Raw genomic sequence first — 21,856 nt, 5'->3', positions numbered from 1 at the left:
CGGTCCCTGCGATAGCGTCCGCCGCATGGCCTCACCATGTGACCTCGTCAGCCAGCTGAAGCCGGGTGTGACGGACGCCGCCGAGGCCTGGCGCTTCATTCGCGGATTCGCCGCGCACTGGGTGACGCCACTGGCTGAGGGCGACGGTTGCGACGATGCGGAGCTGGCATGTGCGCAGACCCGACTCGGTCTCACCATGCCCGCGGCGCTTCGTCAGGGCTACCAGCTCATAGGTGACCGACAGGATCTGACGAGCAACCATGACCGCCTGCTCAGTCCGGATCAGTTGTACGTCGACGAGCGCGGTGAGGTACTGGTGTTCCGGCATGAGAACCAAGGGGCGGCGTCGTGGGGCATCTGGCTCCTTGATCTCGACAAGGCCGATCCTCCAGTGATGACGAAGCTCGATTTGGCCGACAAGGCGGCCGAGCGTTGGGAGGACTGGATGGAACGGTGTTCCCTGGCCTGGGTCGAGATCGTCCGGTCGGAGTCCCTGCACGCGCCGGAGGAGCTCAGTGACTTCTTGCCGGACCTCGACGAGCCGTTGGACAACCGCTTTGTGTACACCGAACCGAGGGTGGAACTGCTGGTGGACCGGCTCGCCATGATCTGACAGCCGCTGCCCGACGCCGACCAAGAACGACAGAAGCCCACGGCTCCGACCTGGTCGGAGCCGTGGGCTTCGTCAGCCTCGCCGGTGGGCGGGCCCGGTGATCAGTAGACCGGCTTGTGCGGTTCGATCTGGTTGACCCAGCCGATGACGCCGCCGCCGACGTGGACGGCGTCGGCGAAGCCGGCGGACTTCAGGACGGCGAGGACTTCCGCACTGCGGACACCCGTCTTGCAGTGCAGGACGATCTTCTTGTCCTGCGGGAGGCCCTCCAGGGCGGCGCCCATGAGGAACTCGTTCTTCGGGATCAGCCTGGCGCCCGGGATGGAGACGATCTCGTACTCGTTCGGCTCGCGGACGTCGATGATCTCGATGTTCTCGCCGTCGTCGATCCACTCCTTGAGCTGCTTCGGAGTGATCGTGGAGTCGGCGGCCGCCGCCTGGGCCTCCTCGGAGACGACGCCGCAGAAGGCCTCGTAGTCGATGAGCTCGGTGACGGTCGGGTTCTCGCCGCAGACCGCGCAGTTCGGGTCCTTGCGGACCTTGACCTGGCGGTACGTCATCTCCAGGGCGTCGTAGATCATCAGGCGGCCGACCAGCGGCTCGCCGATGCCCGCGAGGAGCTTGATGGCCTCGTTGACCTGGATGGAGCCGATGGACGCGCAGAGCACGCCCAGGACGCCGCCCTCGGCGCAGGAGGGGACCATGCCGGGGGGCGGGGGCTCCGGGTAGAGGCAGCGGTAGCAGGGGCCGTGCTCGGACCAGAAGACGGAGGCCTGGCCGTCGAAGCGGTAGATCGAACCCCACACGTACGGCTTGTTCAGCAGCACGCACGCGTCGTTGACCAGGTAGCGGGTCGCGAAGTTGTCGGTGCCGTCGATGATCAGGTCGTACTGGCTGAAGATGTCCATCACGTTGTCGGCCTCGAGCCGCTCCTCGTGAAGGATCACGTTCACGTACGGGTTGATGCCCTTGACGGTGTCACGGGCGGACTCGGCCTTGGAGCGGCCGATGTCGGACTGGCTGTGGATGATCTGGCGCTGCAGGTTCGACTCGTCGACCTCGTCGAACTCCACGATGCCGAGGGTGCCCACGCCCGCGGCGGCCAGGTACATCAGCGCCGGCGAGCCCAGGCCACCCGCACCCACACAGAGCACCTTGGCGTTCTTCAGCCGCTTCTGCCCGTCCATGCCCACGTCGGGGATGATCAGGTGGCGGGAGTACCTGCGGACCTCGTCTACGGTGAGCTCAGAGGCTGGCTCAACCAGGGGTGGCAGCGACACGGGGACTCCGTTGGTCGGTCAATCACTACAGTTGTTCTCTCCGTAACACTGCCACGGCCTTCTTCATTCCGAGACACCTGTTCCGACACGCGAGACGATTTCGTCCCAGTAACCGGGCATGGTCTCCCAGGGATCGGTGCGGCCGCCGCGGTCCGTGCGGTCGGTGAAGTAGATCGTCGCCGCGCCCTGCCAGCGGGCGATGCGCAGCGCCTCCTCCAGGTGACCGCGGGGCACGCCGTGCACGAAGTGGCAGAAGCGGTCGGGCGGGTAGTCGGCGGTCCACTCGGCGACCTGCGACCAGCGGTAGTCGGACCAGGGGCCGGAGAAGGTCACCAGTTGATCGGCGTTCTCCGCGTACCCGGGGTGCGGATGGCTGCCGTGGCCGAGGACGATGTGGGCAGTGTCACTGATCGTCCGCAGCGTGGTGACCGCGCGGCGGACCTCGGGGAGCGCGGTGCGGTCGGTGGGGCAGCGGTCCAGCAGGAAGCCGTCGACCCGGTACCAGTCGAGGTGGCGGTGGGCGTCGGATAGCAGGTCGGCGAAGGCGCGGGTGCCGTGGGCGAGGTCCAGGTGGCCGAGGACGCGGACGCCCGCTTCCCGCAGCCGGCCCACGGCCTCCAGGCAGTGCGGGTCCGGGCGGGTGCCGGGACCGGCGGCCACGTTCAGGACCACCCAGTCCAGGGGGGTGCCCGGCCGGGCGAGCTGGGCCCACTCGGCGGGGGCGACGAGCGGGTGGGCGTAGCCGGGTACGCCGATGGCAGTGCGCAGGCCGGTGCTCGTGGCGCCTGCTGTGGTGCTGGTCAGATGCGGCATGCCGCCTCCATCCAGATGTCGGCCAGGGATTCTTCGAGGTTGATGCGGGGCCGCCAGCCGAGCCGGTCGCGCGCGGTGCGCACGTCGGCCTGCTGCCAGCTGCCGCAGCCGTCCGGGTACGGGTAAGCCACCGGGGCCGCGTGGTCGGAGTCGGCGCGGGGGTGGCCGATGGCGCTGCGCAGCGGGCCGGGCGGGGCGTCGAGTTCGTGCAGGGCGCCGCCGTAGCCCGCCACGCGCGCGAGGACGGCGGCGGCGTCACGGAGGCGGACGGCGCGGCCGGAGCCGATGTTGATGACGCCCTGCGCGGCGGAGAGCGAGGCGGCGTGCACCGCGCGGGCGACGTCGCGTACGTCGACGAAGTCGCGCTGCACGCCGAGCCCGCCCAGCTTGAGCTCGCCGTCGCCGGACTGCATCGCGCGCCGCATCGCCTCGGCGAGCCGGCCGAGCGGGGAGCCGGCCGGGGTGCCGGGGCCGGCCGGGGAGAAGACCCGCAGCACGACGGCGTCCAGTCCGGAGCCGAGGACCAGTTCGGTCGCGGCGAGCTTGCTCACGCCGTACGGGCCGCCGGGGCGCGGTACGGCGTCCTCGGCGGTGGAGGAGCCGGGCTGGCTCGGCCCGTACTCGGCGCTGCAACCGACCTGCACCAGCCGGGCTCCGCAGCCGCTGCGGCGCAGGGCCTCGCAGACGGTGGCGACGGCCACGGTGTTGTGCCGGGTGAGTTCGCGGGCGCCGCCGCGGATGGCACCGGCGCAGTTGACGACGACCCCGGGGTGGACCGCGTCCAGGAAGCGGGTGAGTGCGCCGGGGCTGCCGGTGGCGAGGTCGAAGCGGACGTCGGCGTCGTCGCCGCGGCCGAGCGCGGTGAGCTGGACGGCCGGGTCGGCGAGCAGGCGGTCGGCGACGAAGCGGCCGATGTATCCGTTGGCTCCGATCAGCAGGACCCTCATCGGGCGGCTCCCGTCATGCGGGCACCGGCGTGACTGGCGGGGCCGATGTGACAGTTGTGGCTGGCTGCACCGATGTGCCAAACGTGGCTGAAGGGTGCTTTGAGCCATGAGGGTGTGCTGGGTCCGCCCGTGCTCGCGGTGCCTGCGGATCCGGTGGTTGCCCGGACTCCGGCTCCGGCGGTCCCGGCTTGTGCATCCGCGGCTGCGCCTGCTGCGGACGCGCCGGAGGTTCCGGGGGCTCCGGACGCTCCGGGTCGGGAGGTGGTCATCTCGTCTTCTCCTTCAAAAGGGGCGGTGCGGTCGCTGCCGGCGGCGGTTCGGGCCGGTGGCGGAAGATTCAGTCGGGGGCTCCCGTGGGCGCGTGCGCCGAGGCCTGGGTGAGGGTCCGGCCGGCATGGCACAACAGGGCCAGCGCGGCCGTACCGCAGATGAGGGCCGGGACTGCGGCCTCACCCCAGGCCTCGACGAGGTTTCCCACGGGGGTCGCCAGCACAGCGCAGCCCGGCAGCCTTCCGGCCAGCGGCAGCGCGAGGGGCACCGCCTCCGCGGCCGCCGCGGCGCCGAGCGCCACGGCCGGGGCGTGCCGGCGGCCGTGGACGGTGAGCACGCGGGCGAGCAGCAGCAGGGCGCCCAGGGCGAGGGTCTGCGGGTAGGCCACGGGCTCGTGCAGGAGGGTGCCGCACACCAGGAGCAGGGCGGTGAGGGCGCCCAGGAACAGGACGAACATGCCGAACAGCAACGGTTTGGCGCTGGCTGCGAAGTCCTCCAGACCCCGGCTGCCGGCGAGCCTGCGGCGGGCGCCCGCGCTGAGCAGGTGCGCGCACCAGGCCGCCGGAGCACAGGCCAGCGTAAGGGCCAGGGCTGGCGCCAGGGCCGTGGGCCAGGGGCCGTCCGGGGCGCCGGTGGGCAGGGCATCGGGGCCACCGGTCGTGATCGCGTGGAGGAGGCCGTCGCCCAGGAGGGCGTATCCGAGCAGCCACAGGGTCCACGCACGCGTGGCCTTCGCCGTGCGCCACGCGTGCGTGCCGTGCGGTCCGGCGAGGGGGCCGCGGCGCAGTGCGGCACGCGTGGCGAAGGCCACGGCGAGGATGCCGACGGCAGCGGCGAGCAGGCGTGGCTGTCCGTGGGTGAGACGCAGTCCGGCCACGGTGGCCGCGCCGAGGGCGCCGGGCAGGAGGGTGAGCAGGATCCAGTCCGCGCGCACACGCGGTACGGGCAGGGGCTCGGACTCCGGGCCCTGCTCGCCGCCTCGCGGCACGCGCGCGTACAGCTCCTCGGCGAGCGAGAAGACGTCGCGGTGGCGGAAGCGGGCGGCGGTCCGGTCGGTGACACCGTGCGCCTCCAGCCCGGCGGCGATCTCCAACGGGTCCACGGCCCGCTCGCACAGCTCGCGGTGCCGGTGCAGCAAGGCTTTCACGGGGTCGGCGGCTCCACGCCGGGGCGCGGCGGCGACGCGCCGCTTGTCCGACTCACCCTTGCCCGACGGGGAGTTGTCCGAGCGGGAGTTGTCCGAGAGTGAGTTGTCCGACGGCGAGTCGTCCGATTCCGCCTGGGTGACGGCGCCCGCGGCGGGCGTTCCGGCGGCGGACCGGGCCGACGAGGTCTCGCCGGACAGGGCTCCCTCATCGGCTCGCTCGGCCTCGAACCACTCCCCCGACCGCGAGTCCCAAGGTTCAGCAGCACTGGGCATCCCGAGCGGCGCGCCCAGCCCGCCCGGCGCTCCCGACACCCCGGCGGGCGAACCCGAGCCCCCCGTCTCCCCGGACCCTCCAGTGCCCCACGCGCCCCACCCGCCCAGCGCCTCCGCCACCCCGGCGGCCGAATCCGCGCACCCCAGCCCGCCCCGCACCTCAGTGCCCCGCGAGCCGAGGTCTCCCGGCGTGTCCGGTTCGGTCTGCTCGTCCACCGACACGGTGCGGTCCCCGCCCGTGTGGTCGTCCCGTGTGCCCATCACGTCCCCTCCGCGGCAAGTCGTGTCGCGCGTACCGGTGGGGCCGTGGCCCAGCCAGGGGCGGTCCGGGGCAGGACGCGGGCCGTGGGGCCGGTCCAGCGGCCGGAGACATGGGACTCGGCGGGGGTGGCGAACGGCAGGGGGTCACCGCCCTCGTCGAGGACGAACCTGCGGACCGGGCAGCGAGATACGATCTGCAGGTAAATGCCGTGAAATGCCGCGATGTTCTGCTCGACGGTGAACAGTTCGAGCGCGCGGGCGCGCGCGGCGGCGCCCAGGCGCTCACGGCGCTCGGGGTCGCGCAGCAGCGCCACGCACGCCTCGGCGAGCGCCCGCGGATTGCGCGGGGGCACGACGAGCCCCGTGCCCCCGATGACCTCCACCACCGCGCCGACGTCGGTGGACACCGTGGCCCGGCCGCAGAACATGGCCTCGATCAGGCCGATCGGGAAGCCCTCGACCACGCTGGACAGCACGACGACCGCGCCGGCCGCGTACGCCTCGGGCAGCGTGGGCGCCTCCGGGCCGCCGATCTCCTCGAAGGAGACCGGGTTGTCGCCGACGGCGTGCACACCCTCCGCCTCGTCCGGGAAGAGCTGCGCGGCGAGCGCCCGGCAGTGACCGAGGTAGGCCGCGCCCTCGGGTCCGGAGGGCGCGCCGACGATCCTGAGGCGCGCCTTGGGCTCCTCCTTGCGGACTTCGGCGAAGGCGTGCAGCAGCGAGATCAGGTCCTTGGCGGGTTCGACCCGCCCGACCCAGACCAGCGTGCCGGGGTCGGCGCGGTCCGGGGTCTCGCCGACCTCCGTGAAATGGCCGGCGTCCATGCCGGGGTAGACCGTGCGGATCCGGGCCCGGTCGGCGCCGCACCGTTCCTGCCAGCGGCGGGCGTGGGCGTTGCCGGGGGTGAGGACCTCGGCGCGCCGGTAGACCTCGGCGGCGAGCCGACCGTGAAAGGCGGCGAGCAGCGCGCGTACGGCGGGGGCGGCGGTGTCGGGGCCGAGGGCCAGGTAGTGCGAGCGGAGCTGCACGCCGTACTCGGTGACGAGCAGGGGTACGCCGGCGAAGTGCCGGGCGAGTAGCCCGGGGAGGGCGGCGGGGCCGCCGCCGGCGGCGTGGCAGAGGTCGGCCGCGCCGAGGTCCTCGTCGCCGTACCAGTCGAGGGAGAGGGGGCGCAGGGCGCGTTCGAGGTGTGCGGTGACGCTGAGCAGATCGGGTACGCGCGCCTCGCGCGCCGTGCGCAGCGCGCCGGGGGCGCGACAGGCGCGTTCGAGGGTGCGTACGGCGGTGTCCGAGTGCAGGGCGCCGGCCAGTCCGCCTTCCTCGCGGGCGAGTTCGGCGAGTCCGTACAGCGCGCTGCCGAAACGGTCCGCCATGTCGGTGGATCCGCCCCCGGAGACCGGGTCGGCTCCGGCGCACATGGCGGCGACCAGTTCGCCGTAGCACTCGGTGAAGCGCCGGCGCGTGCGCCGTGAGTAGGTGACCCCGTCGTCCTCGGCCGTCCACAGCGGCGCCGTACGCACCCGGCCGACCTGCGGCGGGAGCGCGACCCAGCCGTCGTCCTCCTGGCGCCGGCTGCGGCTGAGCGCGTAGATGTCGAACTCGTGCTGGTCGAGCCCGCGCACGAGCCGGTCGCACCAGAGTCCGGCGTCACCGCTCACATACGGGTAGCCGCCTTCCGTAAGCAGTCCGATGCGCACGTGTGCACCCCCGATCTCCTGTCCGGTGAGCCGCCGTTCCCCCGGCGGCTCGCAGCGGGACGAACGTAAGCGGACAAGGCGGTGGCGCGACGGACGGTTGTCCATCGCGCCACCAAAAGGGGTGAACGGACGTAACTTTCGCGTGCGGGTCGCGTTCCGCCGCGCTAAGGCTTCACAGGGCGATCAGTCATGCACGAAACGTTACGCCGCGGCCGGTTCGCGCCGCGCGGCCCGTCGCTGCGCCGCCAGCTCCGGGTCGAGCGCCGGTACGGCCGCCAGGAGCTGCCGGGTGTACGGCTCCCGCGGGCTGTCGTACACCTCGTCGGCGGGCCCGTATTCGACGAGCCGGCCCTGGCGCATCACCGCGACCCGGTCGCTGACCTGCCGTACGACGGCGAGGTCATGGGCGATGAAGACGAGCGCGAGGCCGAGTTCCCGCTGGAGTTCGCCGAGCAGCTCGACCACCTGGGCCTGCGTGGTGACGTCGAGCGCGGAGACCGGCTCGTCGCACACGATGACGCGGGGGTCGGCGGCGAGTGCGCGGGCGATGCCGATGCGCTGGCGCTGACCGCCGCTGAACTCGTGCGGGTAGCGGTCGTAGTGCGCCCTTTCGAGCCCGACACGCTCCAGCAGTTCGGTCACGCGCCCCCGGATGCGCTCCTCGTCGTGTTCGCCACACGCGCGTAGCGGATCGGCGATGGACTCGCCCACGCTGCGACGCGGGTTGAGGGAGGAGACGGGGTCCTGGAAGACCATCTGGACGGCCGGGTTCACGCCCTTGTGGCGGCGGCCCTCGTAGCGGATCGCGCCGGCGGTCGGCTCCAGCAGGCCGACCAGCATCCGGCCGAGCGTGGTCTTGCCGCTGCCGCTCTCGCCGACCACCCCGAGCGTCTCGCCGCGGCGGACGGTCAGCGAGACGTCGTCCACGGCCGCGAACGCCCGCCGGCCACGCCCGAACTCGCGCCGCACCCCGGTGGCCTCCAGCACGACGTCGGCGGAGGCGCGGGAGCCGGTGCGGCGGGTGTCCACGCGCGGTACGGCGTCGAGGAGTTCCCGGGTGTACGTCTCGGCGGGCGCCGCGAGGACCGTGCCGACCGGGCCGTGCTCGACGACCCTGCCGTGCCGCATGACGAGGATGTCGTCCACGCTCTCGGCGGCGACGCCCACGTCGTGGGTGACGAGCAGCAGGCCCATGCCGGTCTCCTCGCGCAGTGTGTGCAGCAGGTCGAGGATCTGGGCCTGGACGGTGACGTCGAGCGCGGTGGTCGGCTCGTCGGCGATCAGCAGCTCCGGCTCGCAGGCGAGGGCCATGGCGATGAGGGCGCGCTGGCGCATGCCGCCGCTGAACTCGTGCGGGCGGGACCGGGACCGCCGTGCCGCGTCCGGAATTCCAACCCGCTCCAGCACCTCGACGGCACGCGCGCGTGCGGCGCGGCGCGACACGCGCGTGTGCACGCGGTGGACCTCGGCGATCTGGTCGCCGATCGCGTAGTACGGGTCCAGCGAGGACAGCGGGTCCTGGAAGACCATGGCGGCCGTGGCGCCGCGCAGCCGCCGCAACTCCTCGTCGGGGGCCGCGTGTACGTCCGTGCCGGCGACGCGGACCGAGCCGGTGACCCGGGCTCCGGTGCCGCGGTGCAGGCCCAGCAGGGCGCCCGCGACCGTGGACTTGCCGGAGCCCGACTCGCCGACCAGGGCCAGCGCGGCCCCCTTCGCGAGGCTGAAGGAGAGTCCGTCGACGGCCCGCAGCGAACCGAACTCGACGGTCAGATCCGTGACTTCCACCAGGCTCATTGGAGTACCACCCGTCGGTCGGCCACCGCGTACAGGACGTCCGCGACGGCGTTGGCGAGGACCACGAAGAAGCCGATGACCAGAACCATGCCCACGACCACCGGCAGGTCGACGACCTTCACCGCGTGCACCAGCTCCTGGCCGATGCCGGGCAGCCCGAAGAGGGTCTCGGTGAGGACGGCACCGCCGACGGCCGAGCCGACGTTGTTGGCGTTCAGCGCGATCACGGGCGCCAGGGCGCCGCGCAGGGCGTGCCGGCCGACGATGGAACGCTCGGACACCCCGTATGCCCGGAAGGTCCGAATGTGGTCCTCGGCGAGGGTCTCCAGCATGGCGGCACGGGTGAGGCGGGCGAAGGCCGCCGCCTCGATCAGGGCGAGCGAGAGCCAGGGCAGCAGCAGGTTCCAGGCCCATTGCTCGGGATCGTCGGAGAGGTTCACGTACTGCGGGAAGGGCAGCAGCTGCAGTTCGCCGCAGACGACGATCATCAGCACCAGGCCGATGACGAAGACGGGCGTGGCCGTGCCCGCGAGGGTGATCGCGGTCAGCACGCGCTCGGAGATCCGGCCGCGCCGCCACGCGGAGAGCACGCCGGTGCCGACGCCGAGGACGAGCCACACCACCATGCCGCCGAGGACCAGCGACAGACTGACCGGCAGCTTGGTCACGATGATGTCCAGGACCTGCTGGTCGGTCTGGTACGACTGCCCCAGGCAGGGCGCGGCGCAGTGCACGACCGATGTGCCCGTGGAGAAGTCCTGGCCGACGACGAGCCCTTCCAGGAAGTGCCAGTAGCGCAGATAGAGGGGGTCGCCCAGCCTGAGCTGCTCGGCGACCTGGCGCACCTGTTCCGGTGAGCAGCGCGGGCCGCAGGTGATCTGGGCGACGTTGCCGGGGGTGACGTAGAAGACGACGTAGACGATCAACGAGATGGCGAGCAGGGTGACCACTACGCCGACGGCGCGGCGCAGCAGAAAGCCGCCGAGGCCGCTCATGCGGTTGCCTCCTCGTCGCTCTTGGCACCCTCGGTTTCCTGGGCGTCCTGGACGTCCTTGCGGCCAGTGCCGACGCGCAGGCGGGAGGCGGCGCGCGGGTCGAGTGCGGTGCGTACGCCGTCGCCGAGAACGGTGAGGGCGAGGACGGTGACGAACAGGGCGCCGGCCGGCAGCAGCAGGTACTGGGGCGCGGCCTGGTACCAGACGTCCGCGGCGGTCAGCATCTGTCCCCAGGACGGGGTGGGCGGCTGCACGCCGACGCCGAGGAAGGACAGCGCCGCCTCGACGGAGATGTTCGTGGGCACCAGCAGCGCGGCATACGTGATGACGGGAGCGGCGAGGCCGGGCAGCAGTTCGCGGCGGGCGACCTGCCAGGCGCCCCAGCCGCTCAGCCGGGCGGCGGAGACGTGGTCGAGTCCCTTCAGGGAAAGCGTCTGGGCCCGCACGATCTTCGCGATGTTGCCCCAGGCGATCAGGCCGATGACCAGGGTGACCAGGACCGGCCGCGGAAAACTGGATGGCACGATGGCCAGCAGTGCCAACGACATGATCATGAGGGGCATCGACACGATGATGTCCGTGGCGCGGCTCAACAGTTGATCAACCCATCGATTGCCGAGCGCGGAGGCCACGCCGACCGCGACCCCGATGGCGACCTGCACCACCGTGGCCGCGAAGGCGACGCCCAGCGACACCCGCGCCCCGTAGACCAGGCGGGCGAACAGGTCGCGGCCGGTCTGCGGTTCGACGCCCAGCCAGTGGTCGGCGCCGATGCCGCCGAGGGAGCCGATGGGCACGCCGCCGCGCGCGGAGTCGATCAGGGACGGGTGGTAGGTGGTGGGGTCCTGGCCCTCCAGGGCGGTGAGCAGCGGCGCGGCGAGCGCGACCAGGACGAGCAGCGCGACGACGGCCGCGGCGACCAGGGCGGCGCGCTGCGCGCGCAGCCGCCGCCAGAACTGACGGGCCCCCGAGGCCGCCGGGACGGTGGCTTCCGTCCCGGCGGTCTCGACGGCGAGGAGTGCCTCGCTCACGGCGCTACTTCACCGCGACCTGGGAGATGTCCAGCACGCCGGTCCAGTCGCTGATGACGATGTTCTTGACGTCCTTGCCGTACAGACGCTTGTAGACCGGGTGGAACAGCGGCACGACGAGGGCCTGATCGCCGATCCTCTTGTCCAGTGCGCCCCACCGCTTGGCGGCGGCGTCAAGGTCGGTCAACTTGTTGATCGCGTCAATCTCGGCATTGACCGACTTGTCGTTGAGCAGCCCCGTGTTGAAGTTCGCGCCGTCCTTGACGATCTGCCGGCCGTCGAAGATCGGGGCGAGGAAGGGACCGCCGGAGGGCCAGTCGGCACCCCAGTGCGCGAGGAAGAAGCCGGGCTCGGTCTTCACGCTGTGGATCGTGTCCCGGTAGTCGTTGTCCTCCAGGCCCTGCAGCTTGACCGTGATGCCGGCCTTCTTGAGCGCGTCCTGGACGGCGGTCGCGATCTCCGGGCTGGTCTCGAAGTCCTTGGCGTTGGAGTGGGTCAGCGTGATGGTGAGCCCGTTCTTGTAGCCGGCCTGGGCGAGCAGTTCCTTGGCCTTGGCCGGGTTCCCGGACGTACCGGCCGGGAACGGGTCGTACGGCGTGTAGCCGAAGGACTTCTGGTTCGGCAGGAAGGTGGTGGCGGGCTCGGCGAGCGCGCTGCCGCCGGCCGCGTTGACCACCGAGGAGCGGTCGACGGCGTAGGCGATCGCCTGCCGCACCTTGGGGTTGTCGAAGGGCTTCACGGTCGGGTTGAACGCGATGTAGTTCGTGTAGCCGAAGTGGCCGGTGCCGACGCGCGCGGCCAGTTCCTTGTCGCCGCTGACCTTGGCCAGCTCGGCCGGACCGAGGTTGGTGTCCGTGGTGACCGCGGCGGCGTCCGCACCCTGAGACGCGGACAGTCGCTGGTTGATCACCGAGGAGTCGAGTCCGGAGCGGACGTCGATGGTGTCCGGGTAGGCCTTGCGCTCGTCGTCGACAGCCGTCGACCAGTACTTGTTGCGTTCCAGGACCAGGTGCTCGCCGTCGTTGTCGTTCTTGACGACCCGGTAGGGGCCGGACGAGATCGGGTGCTCCTCGTACTTGGTGCCGTTGTCCTTGCTCCTGGGCACCGGGGTGAACTGCGTCTGCGTCGCGAGGAACGGGAACTCGCCCTCGGGCTTGTTCAGGTGGAAGACGATGGTCCGCGCGTCAGGCGTCTCGATCGCCGCGAGCCCCTTCTTGTCCTTGTAGGGCCCCTGGTAGTCGGCCGCGCCGACCAGCCAGTCCCTCAAGTAGGGAGCACCGCCGGAGAGTTCGGGGGCGAAGGAGCGCTCGATGCCGTACTTGATGTCGGCCGAGGTGATCGGGGTGCCGTCCTCGTACTTGAGGCCCTTCTTCAGGGTGTACGTCCACACGGTCGCGTTCTCGCTGGGGCGCCCGGTGTCGGTGGCGAGGTCGGGGACGACCTTGGCGCCGGCCGCGCCGCTCTCGCGGTTGCGCGTGGTGAGGGTGCGGAAGACCAGCGAAGGGACGTTTCCGCCGCCGGAGGTGTAGAGGCGCGCGGGGTCGAAGTCGGTCTGCGGCTCGGAGTTCAGCACCGTCAGGGTGCCGCCCGTGTGGGGCGTGGAGTCGCCACCGGAGCCCTTGGCATCGTTGTCCTTCGGGCCGCAGGCGGCGGCGCCCGCTGCCACGACCAGGCTGACGGATGCCGCTGCCACGCGGCGCGCTATGACGGACGGTTGACGCATCGGTATGACGACCTCTCGAATACTGAGACTGAAGGACAAGGGGTGAGACGATTGCGGGCAGACGTCAGCCCCGGCGTCAGGTCGTCGAAAATCCGTGACTCAATCCGTGACTGAGTCACGGACGTGAAAGGAGAAAAAGGGTCGCGACGCGAACGCCAGGGTGGCGGCGTCAGCGACAGTCGATGTCGGCCACGCAGAGTGCGGTCACGCCGATGAGCGCCAGCTCGATGGCTGCGCTCTCACGGGCGGCATGACTAGACCACATGGGCAGAAATATGAACGAACCTGCGGCTCATGTCAATGTGACGTAAGTGGCGCCGGTCAACTCCTGGGATACGGCCACGGGTTGGGCAGACAGTGGATTCCGTCATGGTCGAGGAACTTGGTCTGCTGCTGCATGACGGGGGCGAGTTCGCCGTCCCTCTGGCACGTCACATGGCCGTGGCCGAGCCGGTGACCGACCTCATGATTGATCAACATCTGCCGGTAGGCGTGGATCTTGTCCCCATATGTCTTGCTGCCCTCGGCCCACCTGTATGCATTGATCATCACTCGTTCGGTGGCGGCGGAGTCGCAGGAGACGTTGTCCTCGGTGGTGTCGAGCCCGGACTTGGCGCACCACTTGGCGGTCGTACCGGGGCTGGCCAGCGTGATCACGAAGTCGGGCTTCCCGGAGGAGACCCGCTCGAAGGTACGGGCGCCGTCGTGGGCCCAACTGCGGTCGTCGTTCAGGGTCTTCTGTACGGCCTCGGCGAACAGTTCGCCGTCCAGTCCGAGTCCCTGCTCGATGTCCACGCGGTAGGTGTACTTCTGCCCCTTGCCGGGCGCCTTGGCGGAACCGGGCACGGTCTCGAACTTCCCGGAGCCCTCCAGCGTGGCGCTGAGCGGGTACGTCCGGTCCATCTTCTGCTCGTACGACAGTGTGACCGTGCCGGGCGGGGCGGACGGGGCCTCACCGCCGGGGATGCCTGCGTCCCGGGCCTGGTCGGCGGCGGAGCTCGGCTGTCCACCGCCGTGGTGCTGCGACGCGGTGACCTGGCCTGCGACGACCACCGCGAGCACGGTGGTGACGGCGGCCGCCGCGATTCCGGTGAAGGCCCGCCCCTTGCCGCCGGGGCGCTGCGCGGGCAGGCCGACGGAGGGCTGCGCGGGCGGACCGGCCGGGGGTGCGTCACCGGCGTCCGCCTCCGGCGCGTCGGCCGGGTGCCCCTCGGCGGGGCGAGGCTTCCCCGTGCGGGGCGTGAAGACGTCGATGTCGTCGTCGAGGCCGACGCCGCCGCGCCCGTCGGCGAAGGCGTCGAGGTACTCCCGCCGGGGCCCGGCCCCGGCGCCCGGACCGGCCGGCCGCTGCCGCGGAACCACGACACCGGGACCGGCCGCCCCCGCGAACTCACCCCAGCCACCACCGGCTTCCCGCTGCTGAGGGTGCCCACCACGAGCAGCCGGACCGCCTTCGCGAAGACGGGGGACACCGTGCGCGGGGGTGCCATCGGGAAGCCTCGGCATGCCGTGCGCGGGGGTGCCGTCAGGGAGCCTCGGAACACCGGGCGCAGGCGTGTCATAAGGAAGCCTGGGCACACCGCGCGCGGGCGTCCCGTAGGGAAGGCGCGGCACACCGCGCGCGGGCGTCCCGTCGGGAAGGCGCGGCACACCCTGAGCCGGCGTGCCGCCCGTGAACCCCGGAACACCATCGGCGGGAGTGCCGTGAGGAAGCCGGCGAACACCCCGTGCGGGGGTGCCGTCGGGAAGCCTCGGGACGCCATGTGCCCGAGTGCCGTCAGGCAGAGGCGGCACACCCTGACCCGGCGCGCCCCCCGGGAACCCCGGGACACCATGCGCTGGACCGCCGTCAGGAAGCCTCCGAACACCCTGCGCACGGGTGCCGTCGGGAAGCCCCGGAACCCCGCGTGCAGGCGTGCCGTCGGGAAGCAGCGGCATGCCGTGCGCAGGCGTGCCGGCGGGGAAGTTCTGGGCGCCGCCCGTAGGAGTGCCGGGCCGGAAGGGCTGTGGGCCGCGCGGTGGGGACCCGGTGGTGGCCGTCGGTGCCTGTCGCTGGCCCGGTAGCAGGGGCCGCCCGTCTCGGGTGCCGGTCGTCCGCCCGGCGGCGGGTATGTCCGCGGAGTCGCCCTTCGGGGACGGGCCGCGGCGGCTGTGGCGTCCCACGCCGGCCTCAGCTCCCCGTGCCCGAGTCGGTGCCGGTGTCCCCGGTCTCCGCGAGGAGTTCCCGGAACGCCGTGGCCACCACGCCCGGGTACTCCATCATCGCCACGTGCCCGGCGTCCGGCAGGGACAGCAGGCGCGAGTCACGGAAGGCGCGGGCGGCCCGGTGGGCCATGCGGAAGCCGACCAGTTGGTCACGGCCGCCGTAGATCAGCAGGGTCGGCGCGAGCACCCGCTCGGCCTGGCGCCACAGACCGTGCTGTCCGCCGAGCGTGTAGGCGTTGACGATCCCGCGCGCGGAGCGGGCCATCGCGTCCCAGAAGTACGGCAGTTGCAGCCGTCGCTCCAGCTCCTCCACGGCGTGCTGGAACGCCTCGGGCGACACCGTCCCGGGGTCGCCGTAGCAGAGCGCCAGGACCCCGCGCACCCGCTGCTCGGCCGTCCACCCCTTGGTGAACCGGGTGAACAGGGCGGCGACACCGGGCACCCCGAGCAGCGCGGTCGGCGCCGCGGTGCGCTGGATGCGCAGCTCCGGCAGGGCCGGGGACACGAGCGTGAGCGTACGGACGAGATCGGGGCGTACGGCGGCCACGCGCGTGGCGACCGCGCCGCCGAGCGAGTTGCCGAACAGGTGCACCGGGCCGCGGCCGGCCGCGTCGAGATAGCGGATCACCGCACGCGCGTGCCCGGTGACGGAGTAGTTCCCGTCGTCCGGGGGCGGTGAGTCGCCGAAGCCCGGCAGGTCGACCGCCTCGCTCTCGACGACGCCGTCCAGCTCGGCCATGAGCGCCGACCAGTTCTGCGAGGAACCGCCGAGCCCGTGGACGTACAGCGCGGGCGGCAGGCCCTCGCGCGCGGGACGGCGGGACCGGATCGACAGGGTGACCCCGGGCAGTCCCACGGACCGCAGCCGCTCGCCCTCGCCGACCCGGACGGGCGCCACCCTCGGAAGAACACTGGCGGCCGGCACGGACGGCGACTCGGTCGAAGACATGCGGCAATGTTACGAGGTGATCACGTCGTGGTTCATGTGTTCGCCGTCACAGAGCGACCCGCGAATGACGGGTGAAGCGGCACCGCACCCGGATCCCGACCAGATCCCTACCGGATCCGAACCGGATCCGAACCGGATCCGAACAGGTCCGCTGCAAACGGGCGAGACGGCATGGCATCCGGTTCCGGCGTCTCATAGGCTCGTACAGAGGGCACCCGTATGTGGCCCCTGCTGTTTCCAGGGACGTTCGTAGGAAGGGAGCCCACCATGGCCTATGACCCCACCGAACCCGACACGATCGAGGATCTGGAGGCCGACGCGGTCCCGGAGATCGACGTCGAAGCCAACGAGGTGGACGCCGCCGAGCAGCACACAGACGTCAAGCCGGACCGTGACGACCCCCTGACGGGCGTGGATCCGGCCCGCGCGAACGAGGCCGATCTGGTCGAACAGGCGCGTGTGGTCTCACTCGACGAGGACGACTACCGCTGACCTCGCCGACCCCGCGGCCGCACGAGACGCCCGCTGCAGCTCGCACGGAGCCCGACTGCTGCTTTCGCCGCCGTCCGGTACGTGAAATTCTGCGCTCGCACCGCGCACACCACGGTTACCGAAAAGTACGATGGCCGCGCGGCTGACACCGCGAAATGGACGACTTTGGGAGGCGGCGTGACAGCCATCGAGCAAACTGAGGCGGCACGCCCGCGTGGCACCCGTCTGCCACGCCGAGCCCGACGGAACCAGCTGCTGGGCGCCGCCCAGGAGGTTTTCGTCGCGCAGGGGTACCACGCGGCGGCGATGGACGACATCGCCGAGCGTGCCGGCGTGAGCAAGCCGGTGCTCTACCAGCACTTTCCCGGCAAGCTCGACCTCTACCTCGCCCTGCTGGACCAGCACTGCGAGTCGCTGATCCAGTCCGTGCGCAACGCGCTGGCGTCGACAACCGACAACAAGCAGCGGGTCCGGGCGACCATGGACGCCTACTTCGCCTACGTCGAGGACGACGGCGGCGCCTTCCGGCTGGTCTTCGAGTCGGACCTGACGAACGAGCCCGCGGTCCGCGAGCGCGTCGACAAGGTCACCAACGACTGCGCCGAGGCGATCTGCGACGTCATCGCCGAGGACACCGGACTGTCGCGCGCGGAGTCGATGCTGCTCGCCTCCGGCCTCGGCGGCCTCGCCCAGGTGGTGGCCCGCTCCTGGTTGCACAGCGACCGCAGCGTGCCGCGCGACCAGGCGGTGCAGCTGCTGACCTCGCTGGCTTGGCGGGGCATCGCCGGCTTCCCGCTGCACGGCACCGAACACCACTGACGGCCGTTTGTTCCCGTGCGCTGTTCGCTGACGGCGTTCCGGCCCGCGGCGTACGGGTCCGCTCACCGGGCTAATGTGTGCTGGGTACGGCGCGGAAGATCGCGCACATCACTGACCGTCGGAGGGACATAGCCGTGGAGGTCAAGATCGGCGTGCAGTACGCGCCCCGCGAGATCGTTCTGGAGAGCGGTCAGAGCGTCGAGGAGGTCGAGCGCCTGGTGAGTGACGCGCTGGCCGGAAAGACGCAGCTGCTGGCCCTCCAGGACGAGAAGGGCCGCAAGGTCCTGGTGCCGACGGACCGCCTGGCGTACGTGGAGATCGGCGAGCCGACCGTGCGCAAGGTGGGCTTCGGCGCGCTGTAGGCGACGTCACGAGAAGGGCCCGGCGGCCGTGTGCCGCCGGGCCCTTCCGCATGTGCGGGGCACACGGTCGGAGCACAACTCCTCCACGGCGGATGATTGCACTTTGCAGGTCACGGGTATGACCAGCTACGACCGCATGTGGGCAGGCCGGCCGTGGGAGGAACCCCGACATGATCCTGGAAGCACTCGCGTCCGCAGTGCTCGGTCTGATCCTCTCCTGGGCGGCGGCACACCGTCTGTCCCACCGCCTGCCGGCCCGCCCCATGGTCTTCTCCACGGGCATCGCCGGCGCCCTCTTCGGCGACTTCGTCACCCACACCGCCCTCGGCCCCGGTGCCGCCTGGCTGAGTCTGCTGGGCGCCGCGATCATCTCCGCGGCATCCCTGTCCCTGCTCCTGCGCCCGTCGGGCCGCCTGCGCCGACGATCATTGACGGCGTAGCCAAAAGCCGAGCCGTCAGGAACGCGGAGGGCGCAGCGCCCCCGAAGGGGCGCGGGGCTGTGTCTGATATGCGGCTCCGCCGCGGGGCGCGGGCAACCGCACCCCAGCCGCAGCCGCGCAACTCACAGCACCCACCCCCACAGAGAGCACCGGACAGAGCGCACCGGCTCTCAGGCCGCGAGGCCCAGCGCAGCCATCCGCTTCGTGTGCGCCTCGGTGATCCGCGAGAACATCCTCCCGACCTCCGCGAGGTCGAACCCGTCGGCAACCCCGCCCACGAGCATCGTGGACAGCGCGTCCCGGTCCGCGACCACCCGCTGGGACTGTGACAGTGCCTCGCCCATCAGCCGCCGCGCCCACAGCGCCAGTCGGCCCCCGACCCGCGGGTCCGCGTCGATGGCGGCCCGTACCTTCTCCACCGCGAACCCGGCGTGCCCGGTGTCGTCGAGCACGGCGAGGACGAGTTCGCGCGTGTCCGAATCCAGACGGGCGGCGACCTCCCGGTAGAAGTCGCTCGCGATCGAGTCGCCGACGTAGGCCTTGACCAGGCCCTCCAGCCAGTCCGAGGGCGCGGTCTGCCGGTGGAAGCCGTCGAGTGCGGCGACGAACGGGTCCATCGCCGCCGTCGGCTCCTCGCCGATCTCGGTCAGCCGGTTGCGCAGCCGCTCGAAGTGGTGGAACTCGGCCGAGGCCATCTTCGCCAGCTCCGCCTTGTCCGCGAGGGTCGGCGCGAGCTTCGCGTCCTCCGCGAGCCGCTCGAACGCCGCAAGCTCCCCGTACGCGAGCGCGCCGAGCAGGTCCACGACGGCGGCGCGGTACTGCGGGTCGGCGGAGGCCTGCGCCCAGTCCTGGGCGGCGACACCGGTGGGTTCGGCGGAGGCGGCGGACGCGTTCTCAGGCTTGTCAGAGCTAGTCATGAGGCGCACAATAGCCCGCTTGCGCGGCACCGGAAGGTCGTTGCCGATCAGTGTGACGACCATGACGTGACCAAATCGGCCATCGCATGTGCGCGAATCCGGGGTATGGTGGTAATGCGCCTGCCCGAGTGCGTCGACGGTGTTCGACGTCTCAGAACAGGCCGCATGCATGAGGATGCCCGGTCGGTGGCCCGATCGGCTCCGACCCGACAGCCCTCCCTGGCCGTACGGAACAGTTCGTACGACGACCGGAGGGACACCCTCAGCGGTACGAGCGCTAGAGCGTCGGCAGAGGTCCCGTGCCCTACGGCTTGCCTTGAGTGGCTCGCCCGTACGGCGGCCGACGTCCCCGGCACGGTCGCACATGACCCCCGCGCTCGCCTCGCGCCGCGCACACAGAAGAGGCATGACCCTGACTACGACGTTTCGAGACCTTGGGATTCTCCCCGAGACCGCCGAGGCCCTGGAGGCCGTCGGCATCATCACTCCCTTCCCCATCCAGGAGATGACGCTCCCCGTCGCCCTTTCCGGCACGGACGTCATCGGCCAGGCCAAGACCGGCACCGGCAAGACGCTGGGCTTCGGTCTTCCGCTCCTCGAGCGCGTCACCGTCCCCGCCGACGTCGAGGCCGGACGCGCCGCCCCCGAGGCCCTCACCGACGCCCCGCAGGCGCTCGTCGTCGTCCCCACGCGCGAGCTGTGCACCCAGGTCACCAACGACCTGCTGACCGCGGGCAAGGTCCGTAACGTGCGCGTGGTGGCGATCTACGGCGGCCGGGCCTACGAACCCCAGGTGGAGGCCCTGAAGAAGGGCGTCGACGTGGTCGTCGGCACTCCGGGCCGGCTGCTCGACCTCGCGGGCCAGAAGAAGCTGAACCTCAAGCACGTGAAGTGCCTGGTCCTCGACGAGGCCGACGAGATGCTCGACCTGGGCTTCCTGCCCGACGTCGAGAAGATCATCGACATGCTGCCGGTCAAGCGCCAGACCATGTTGTTCTCGGCGACCATGCCGGGCGCGGTCATCGGCCTCGCGCGCCGCTACATGTCCCGGCCCACGCACATCCGCGCCACCGCGCCGGACGACGAGGGCGCGACGGTCGCGAACATCAAGCAGTTCGTCTACCGCGGTCACTCCATGGACAAGCCGGAGATGGTCGCCCGCATCCTGCAGGCCGAGGGCCGCGGACTGGCGATGATCTTCTGTCGCACCAAGCGCACGGCCGCCGACATCGCCGAGCAGTTGCAGCGCCGCGGGTTCGCCTCCGGCGCGGTCCACGGCGACCTCGGCCAGGGCGCCCGCGAGCAGGCGCTGCGCGCCTTCCGCAACGGCAAGGTCGACGTCCTGGTCTGCACCGACGTCGCCGCACGCGGCATCGACGTCGAGGGCGTGACCCACGTCATCAACTACCAGACCCCCGAGGACGAGAAGACGTACCTGCACCGCGTCGGCCGCACGGGCCGCGCGGGCGCCAAGGGTACGGCGATCACGTTCGTCGACTGGGACGAGATCCCGCGCTGGCAGCTGATCAACAAGGCGCTGGAGCTGGACTTCAACGACCCGGTGGAGACGTACTCCTCGTCCCCGCACCTGTTCTCCGACCTCGGCATCCCCGCGGGCACCAAGGGCGTCCTGCCGCGCTCGGAGCGGACCCGAGCGGGTCTCGACGCGGAGGAGCTGGAGGATCTCGGCGAGACCGGCGGGCGTGGCGCACGCAGTCGCGGCCGTGGCGGCCGGGGCGAGCGTGACAGCCGTCCCGAGTCCGGCACCACCGAGCGCGAGCCCACGGACCGTACGGCGCGCCGTCGCCGCCGCACCCGTAGCGGAGCGCCGGTCGACGCCACCACGACCACCTCGGTGCCGGCGTCCGAGTCGGGCGCCCCGGAGGCCGCCGACGTGACGGAGTCCAGCGCTCCCCGCACCCTGCGCCGCCGTCGCCGTACGCGCGGCGGGGCACCGGCGCAGCAGGTGACGGCCACCGAGGCCGCCGTCGAGTCGGTGGACACGGCGGAGGGCCCGGCCCGGCTGGAGACCCCTGAGGTCCCGGAGGCTCCGGAGAAGCCGCGTCGCCGCCGCACCCGCAAGTCGGCGGAGCCGGCCGTGACCGAGACGGCGCCCGAGACCACCGCGCCGGCGGCGGAGACGGCACCTGTGGCCGCCGAGCCGCAGGCCGAGGCCGCCCCCGTGGAGGCCCCGGAGGCGAAGCCGCGCCGCCGTACGCGCAAGACGGCCGAGCCCACCGCCGAGACGGCCGTCGCCACGGCCGAGGGCACGGAGGCCAAGCCGCGCCGCACCCGGAAGACGGCCGCCGCCGTCACCGAGGCAGCACCGGCCGAGGCAGCACCGGCGGACACGGAGGCGGAGCCCAAGCCGCGCCGCACCCGCAAGAAGGCCGCCGCCGCACCGGTGACGACGGAGGCCGCGGAGGCCGAGGCCGCCGTGGACACGGCCGAGGCCGCGGAGGCCAAGCCGCGCCGCACCCGCAAGAAGGCCGCCGCCGCACCGGAGACGACCGAGGCACCCGAAGCCGAGGCCAAGCCCCGCCGCACCCGCAAGACGGCCGCCGCCGTCGCCGAGGCGGACGGGGACGCCGAGGCGGCCGCGCCGAAGGTCCGCCGGACCCGCAAGACGGCTGCCGCCGCCGAAGCCGCGGTGGACACGGCCGAGGCCGCGGAGGCCAAGCCCCGCCGCACCCGCAAGAAGGCCGCCGCCGCACCGGAGACGACCGAGGCAGCCGAAGCCGAGGCCAAGCCCCGCCGCACCCGCAAGACGGCCGCCGCCGTCGCCGAGGCGGACGGGGACGCCGAGGCGGCCGCGCCGAAGGTCCGCC

19 protein-coding genes are annotated in these 21,856 nt (G+C 72.0%); 6 read left to right on the top strand and 13 right to left on the bottom strand.

Annotated features, from left to right (window positions below; all coding sequences use genetic code 11):
- Nucleotides 1-25 precede the first annotated feature (25 nt).
- Nucleotides 26-613, top strand: a complete 588-nt coding sequence (locus tag ACZ5NH_RS14685; RefSeq protein WP_468775254.1) for an SMI1/KNR4 family protein — start codon at nucleotides 26-28, stop codon at nucleotides 611-613.
- 101 nt (nucleotides 614-714) lie between these two features.
- On the opposite strand, the gene moeZ is transcribed toward ACZ5NH_RS14685, so the two are convergent.
- The 12 genes from moeZ to ACZ5NH_RS14625 all read right to left on the bottom strand — a co-directional run bounded on the left by moeZ (nucleotide 715) and on the right by ACZ5NH_RS14625 (nucleotide 15,998).
- Complete coding sequence (moeZ, locus tag ACZ5NH_RS14680; RefSeq protein WP_388620567.1) at nucleotides 715-1,893, bottom strand: adenylyltransferase/sulfurtransferase MoeZ; 1,179 nt, start codon at nucleotides 1,891-1,893, stop codon at nucleotides 715-717.
- A gap of 63 nt (nucleotides 1,894-1,956) precedes the next feature.
- Nucleotides 1,957-2,706, bottom strand: coding sequence for a spherulation-specific family 4 protein (locus ACZ5NH_RS14675; RefSeq protein WP_468775252.1), 750 nt, complete (start codon nucleotides 2,704-2,706; stop codon nucleotides 1,957-1,959).
- Nucleotides 2,694-3,653 (bottom strand): NAD-dependent epimerase/dehydratase family protein, encoded by a 960-nt coding sequence (locus ACZ5NH_RS14670; RefSeq protein ID WP_351208001.1) that lies wholly within the window; start codon nucleotides 3,651-3,653, stop codon nucleotides 2,694-2,696. Before ACZ5NH_RS14670 ends, ACZ5NH_RS14675 begins: the two co-directional genes overlap by 13 nt.
- A 337-nt stretch (nucleotides 3,654-3,990) precedes the next feature.
- Nucleotides 3,991-5,604: a hypothetical protein gene (locus ACZ5NH_RS14665; RefSeq protein ID WP_468775250.1), complete on the bottom strand. Its 1,614-nt coding sequence runs from the start codon at nucleotides 5,602-5,604 to the stop codon at nucleotides 3,991-3,993.
- Nucleotides 5,604-7,301, bottom strand: coding sequence for a DUF3492 domain-containing protein (locus tag ACZ5NH_RS14660; RefSeq protein ID WP_468775248.1), 1,698 nt, complete (start codon nucleotides 7,299-7,301; stop codon nucleotides 5,604-5,606). The genes ACZ5NH_RS14665 and ACZ5NH_RS14660 overlap by 1 nt, the downstream gene beginning before the upstream one ends.
- A 201-nt stretch (nucleotides 7,302-7,502) precedes the next feature.
- Entirely contained in the window at nucleotides 7,503-9,095 is a 1,593-nt protein-coding gene (locus ACZ5NH_RS14655; RefSeq protein ID WP_468775246.1) for a dipeptide ABC transporter ATP-binding protein, read from the bottom strand.
- Nucleotides 9,092-10,090 carry an ABC transporter permease gene (locus tag ACZ5NH_RS14650; RefSeq protein WP_468775244.1) on the bottom strand — a complete coding sequence of 333 codons (999 nt, stop codon included), beginning with the start codon at nucleotides 10,088-10,090 and terminating at the stop codon, nucleotides 9,092-9,094. The genes ACZ5NH_RS14655 and ACZ5NH_RS14650 overlap by 4 nt, the downstream gene beginning before the upstream one ends.
- On the bottom strand, nucleotides 10,087-11,121 hold the full coding sequence (locus ACZ5NH_RS14645; protein WP_468775242.1) for an ABC transporter permease: 1,035 nt from the start codon (nucleotides 11,119-11,121) through the stop codon (nucleotides 10,087-10,089). Before ACZ5NH_RS14645 ends, ACZ5NH_RS14650 begins: the two co-directional genes overlap by 4 nt.
- 4 nt (nucleotides 11,122-11,125) lie before the next feature.
- Complete coding sequence (locus ACZ5NH_RS14640) at nucleotides 11,126-12,844, bottom strand: ABC transporter substrate-binding protein (RefSeq protein WP_468775238.1); 1,719 nt, start codon at nucleotides 12,842-12,844, stop codon at nucleotides 11,126-11,128.
- Between the two features lie 169 nt (nucleotides 12,845-13,013).
- Nucleotides 13,014-13,109 carry an Ms4533A family Cys-rich leader peptide gene (locus tag ACZ5NH_RS14635; RefSeq protein WP_388620542.1) on the bottom strand — a complete coding sequence of 32 codons (96 nt, stop codon included), beginning with the start codon at nucleotides 13,107-13,109 and terminating at the stop codon, nucleotides 13,014-13,016.
- A gap of 56 nt (nucleotides 13,110-13,165) precedes the next feature.
- Complete coding sequence (locus ACZ5NH_RS14630) at nucleotides 13,166-14,206, bottom strand: DUF3152 domain-containing protein (RefSeq protein ID WP_468775236.1); 1,041 nt, start codon at nucleotides 14,204-14,206, stop codon at nucleotides 13,166-13,168.
- 808 nt (nucleotides 14,207-15,014) lie between these two features.
- Nucleotides 15,015-15,998, bottom strand: coding sequence for an alpha/beta fold hydrolase (locus ACZ5NH_RS14625; RefSeq protein WP_468775234.1), 984 nt, complete (start codon nucleotides 15,996-15,998; stop codon nucleotides 15,015-15,017).
- 267 nt (nucleotides 15,999-16,265) lie between these two features.
- Here ACZ5NH_RS14625 and ACZ5NH_RS14620 point away from each other — a divergent pair, with 267 nt between their 5' ends.
- The 4 genes from ACZ5NH_RS14620 (at nucleotide 16,266) to ACZ5NH_RS14605 (ending at nucleotide 18,111) form a co-directional block, all read left to right on the top strand.
- Nucleotides 16,266-16,490: a hypothetical protein gene (locus ACZ5NH_RS14620; RefSeq protein ID WP_468775232.1), complete on the top strand. Its 225-nt coding sequence runs from the start codon at nucleotides 16,266-16,268 to the stop codon at nucleotides 16,488-16,490.
- Between the two features lie 177 nt (nucleotides 16,491-16,667).
- Nucleotides 16,668-17,309, top strand: a complete 642-nt coding sequence (locus ACZ5NH_RS14615) for a TetR/AcrR family transcriptional regulator (RefSeq protein WP_132853227.1) — start codon at nucleotides 16,668-16,670, stop codon at nucleotides 17,307-17,309.
- A 134-nt stretch (nucleotides 17,310-17,443) separates the two neighbouring features.
- Nucleotides 17,444-17,671, top strand: a complete 228-nt coding sequence (locus ACZ5NH_RS14610) for a DUF3107 domain-containing protein (RefSeq protein ID WP_388620530.1) — start codon at nucleotides 17,444-17,446, stop codon at nucleotides 17,669-17,671.
- A 170-nt stretch (nucleotides 17,672-17,841) separates the two neighbouring features.
- A complete protein-coding gene (locus tag ACZ5NH_RS14605; RefSeq protein WP_388620527.1) occupies nucleotides 17,842-18,111 on the top strand; it encodes a hypothetical protein in 270 nt (89 codons plus the stop codon).
- 170 nt (nucleotides 18,112-18,281) lie between these two features.
- Here ACZ5NH_RS14605 and ACZ5NH_RS14600 read toward each other — a convergent pair whose 3' ends face one another.
- Complete coding sequence (locus tag ACZ5NH_RS14600; RefSeq protein ID WP_388620524.1) at nucleotides 18,282-19,028, bottom strand: ferritin-like fold-containing protein; 747 nt, start codon at nucleotides 19,026-19,028, stop codon at nucleotides 18,282-18,284.
- Between the two features lie 505 nt (nucleotides 19,029-19,533).
- Here ACZ5NH_RS14600 and ACZ5NH_RS14595 point away from each other — a divergent pair.
- Nucleotides 19,534-21,856 (top strand): DEAD/DEAH box helicase (locus ACZ5NH_RS14595; protein ID WP_468775491.1); only part of this gene is annotated, 2,323 nt, incomplete at its 3' end.

The organism is Streptomyces sp. NPDC031426, assembly GCF_055581585.1.
The sequence above is the reverse complement of the archived record's forward strand: the minus strand, read 5'-3'. Positions and strand labels throughout refer to the sequence as shown.

Excerpts from the sequence above, each read along its gene's own strand:
- ACZ5NH_RS14685 (WP_468775254.1), top strand. The coding sequence starts at position 26 with ATGGCCTCACCATGTGACCTCGTCAGCCAGCTGAAGCCGGGTGTGACG.
- ACZ5NH_RS14675 (WP_468775252.1), bottom strand. The coding sequence starts at position 2,706 with ATGCCGCATCTGACCAGCACCACAGCAGGCGCCACGAGCACCGGCCTG.
- ACZ5NH_RS14670 (WP_351208001.1), bottom strand. The coding sequence starts at position 3,653 with ATGAGGGTCCTGCTGATCGGAGCCAACGGATACATCGGCCGCTTCGTC.
- ACZ5NH_RS14665 (WP_468775250.1), bottom strand. The coding sequence starts at position 5,604 with ATGGGCACACGGGACGACCACACGGGCGGGGACCGCACCGTGTCGGTG.
- ACZ5NH_RS14655 (WP_468775246.1), bottom strand. The coding sequence starts at position 9,095 with ATGAGCCTGGTGGAAGTCACGGATCTGACCGTCGAGTTCGGTTCGCTG.
- ACZ5NH_RS14650 (WP_468775244.1), bottom strand. The coding sequence starts at position 10,090 with ATGAGCGGCCTCGGCGGCTTTCTGCTGCGCCGCGCCGTCGGCGTAGTG.
- ACZ5NH_RS14640 (WP_468775238.1), bottom strand. The coding sequence starts at position 12,844 with ATGCGTCAACCGTCCGTCATAGCGCGCCGCGTGGCAGCGGCATCCGTC.
- ACZ5NH_RS14635 (WP_388620542.1), bottom strand. The coding sequence starts at position 13,109 with ATGTGGTCTAGTCATGCCGCCCGTGAGAGCGCAGCCATCGAGCTGGCG.
- ACZ5NH_RS14625 (WP_468775234.1), bottom strand. The coding sequence starts at position 15,998 with ATGTCTTCGACCGAGTCGCCGTCCGTGCCGGCCGCCAGTGTTCTTCCG.
- ACZ5NH_RS14620 (WP_468775232.1), top strand. The coding sequence starts at position 16,266 with ATGGCCTATGACCCCACCGAACCCGACACGATCGAGGATCTGGAGGCC.
- ACZ5NH_RS14605 (WP_388620527.1), top strand. The coding sequence starts at position 17,842 with ATGATCCTGGAAGCACTCGCGTCCGCAGTGCTCGGTCTGATCCTCTCC.
- ACZ5NH_RS14600 (WP_388620524.1), bottom strand. The coding sequence starts at position 19,028 with ATGACTAGCTCTGACAAGCCTGAGAACGCGTCCGCCGCCTCCGCCGAA.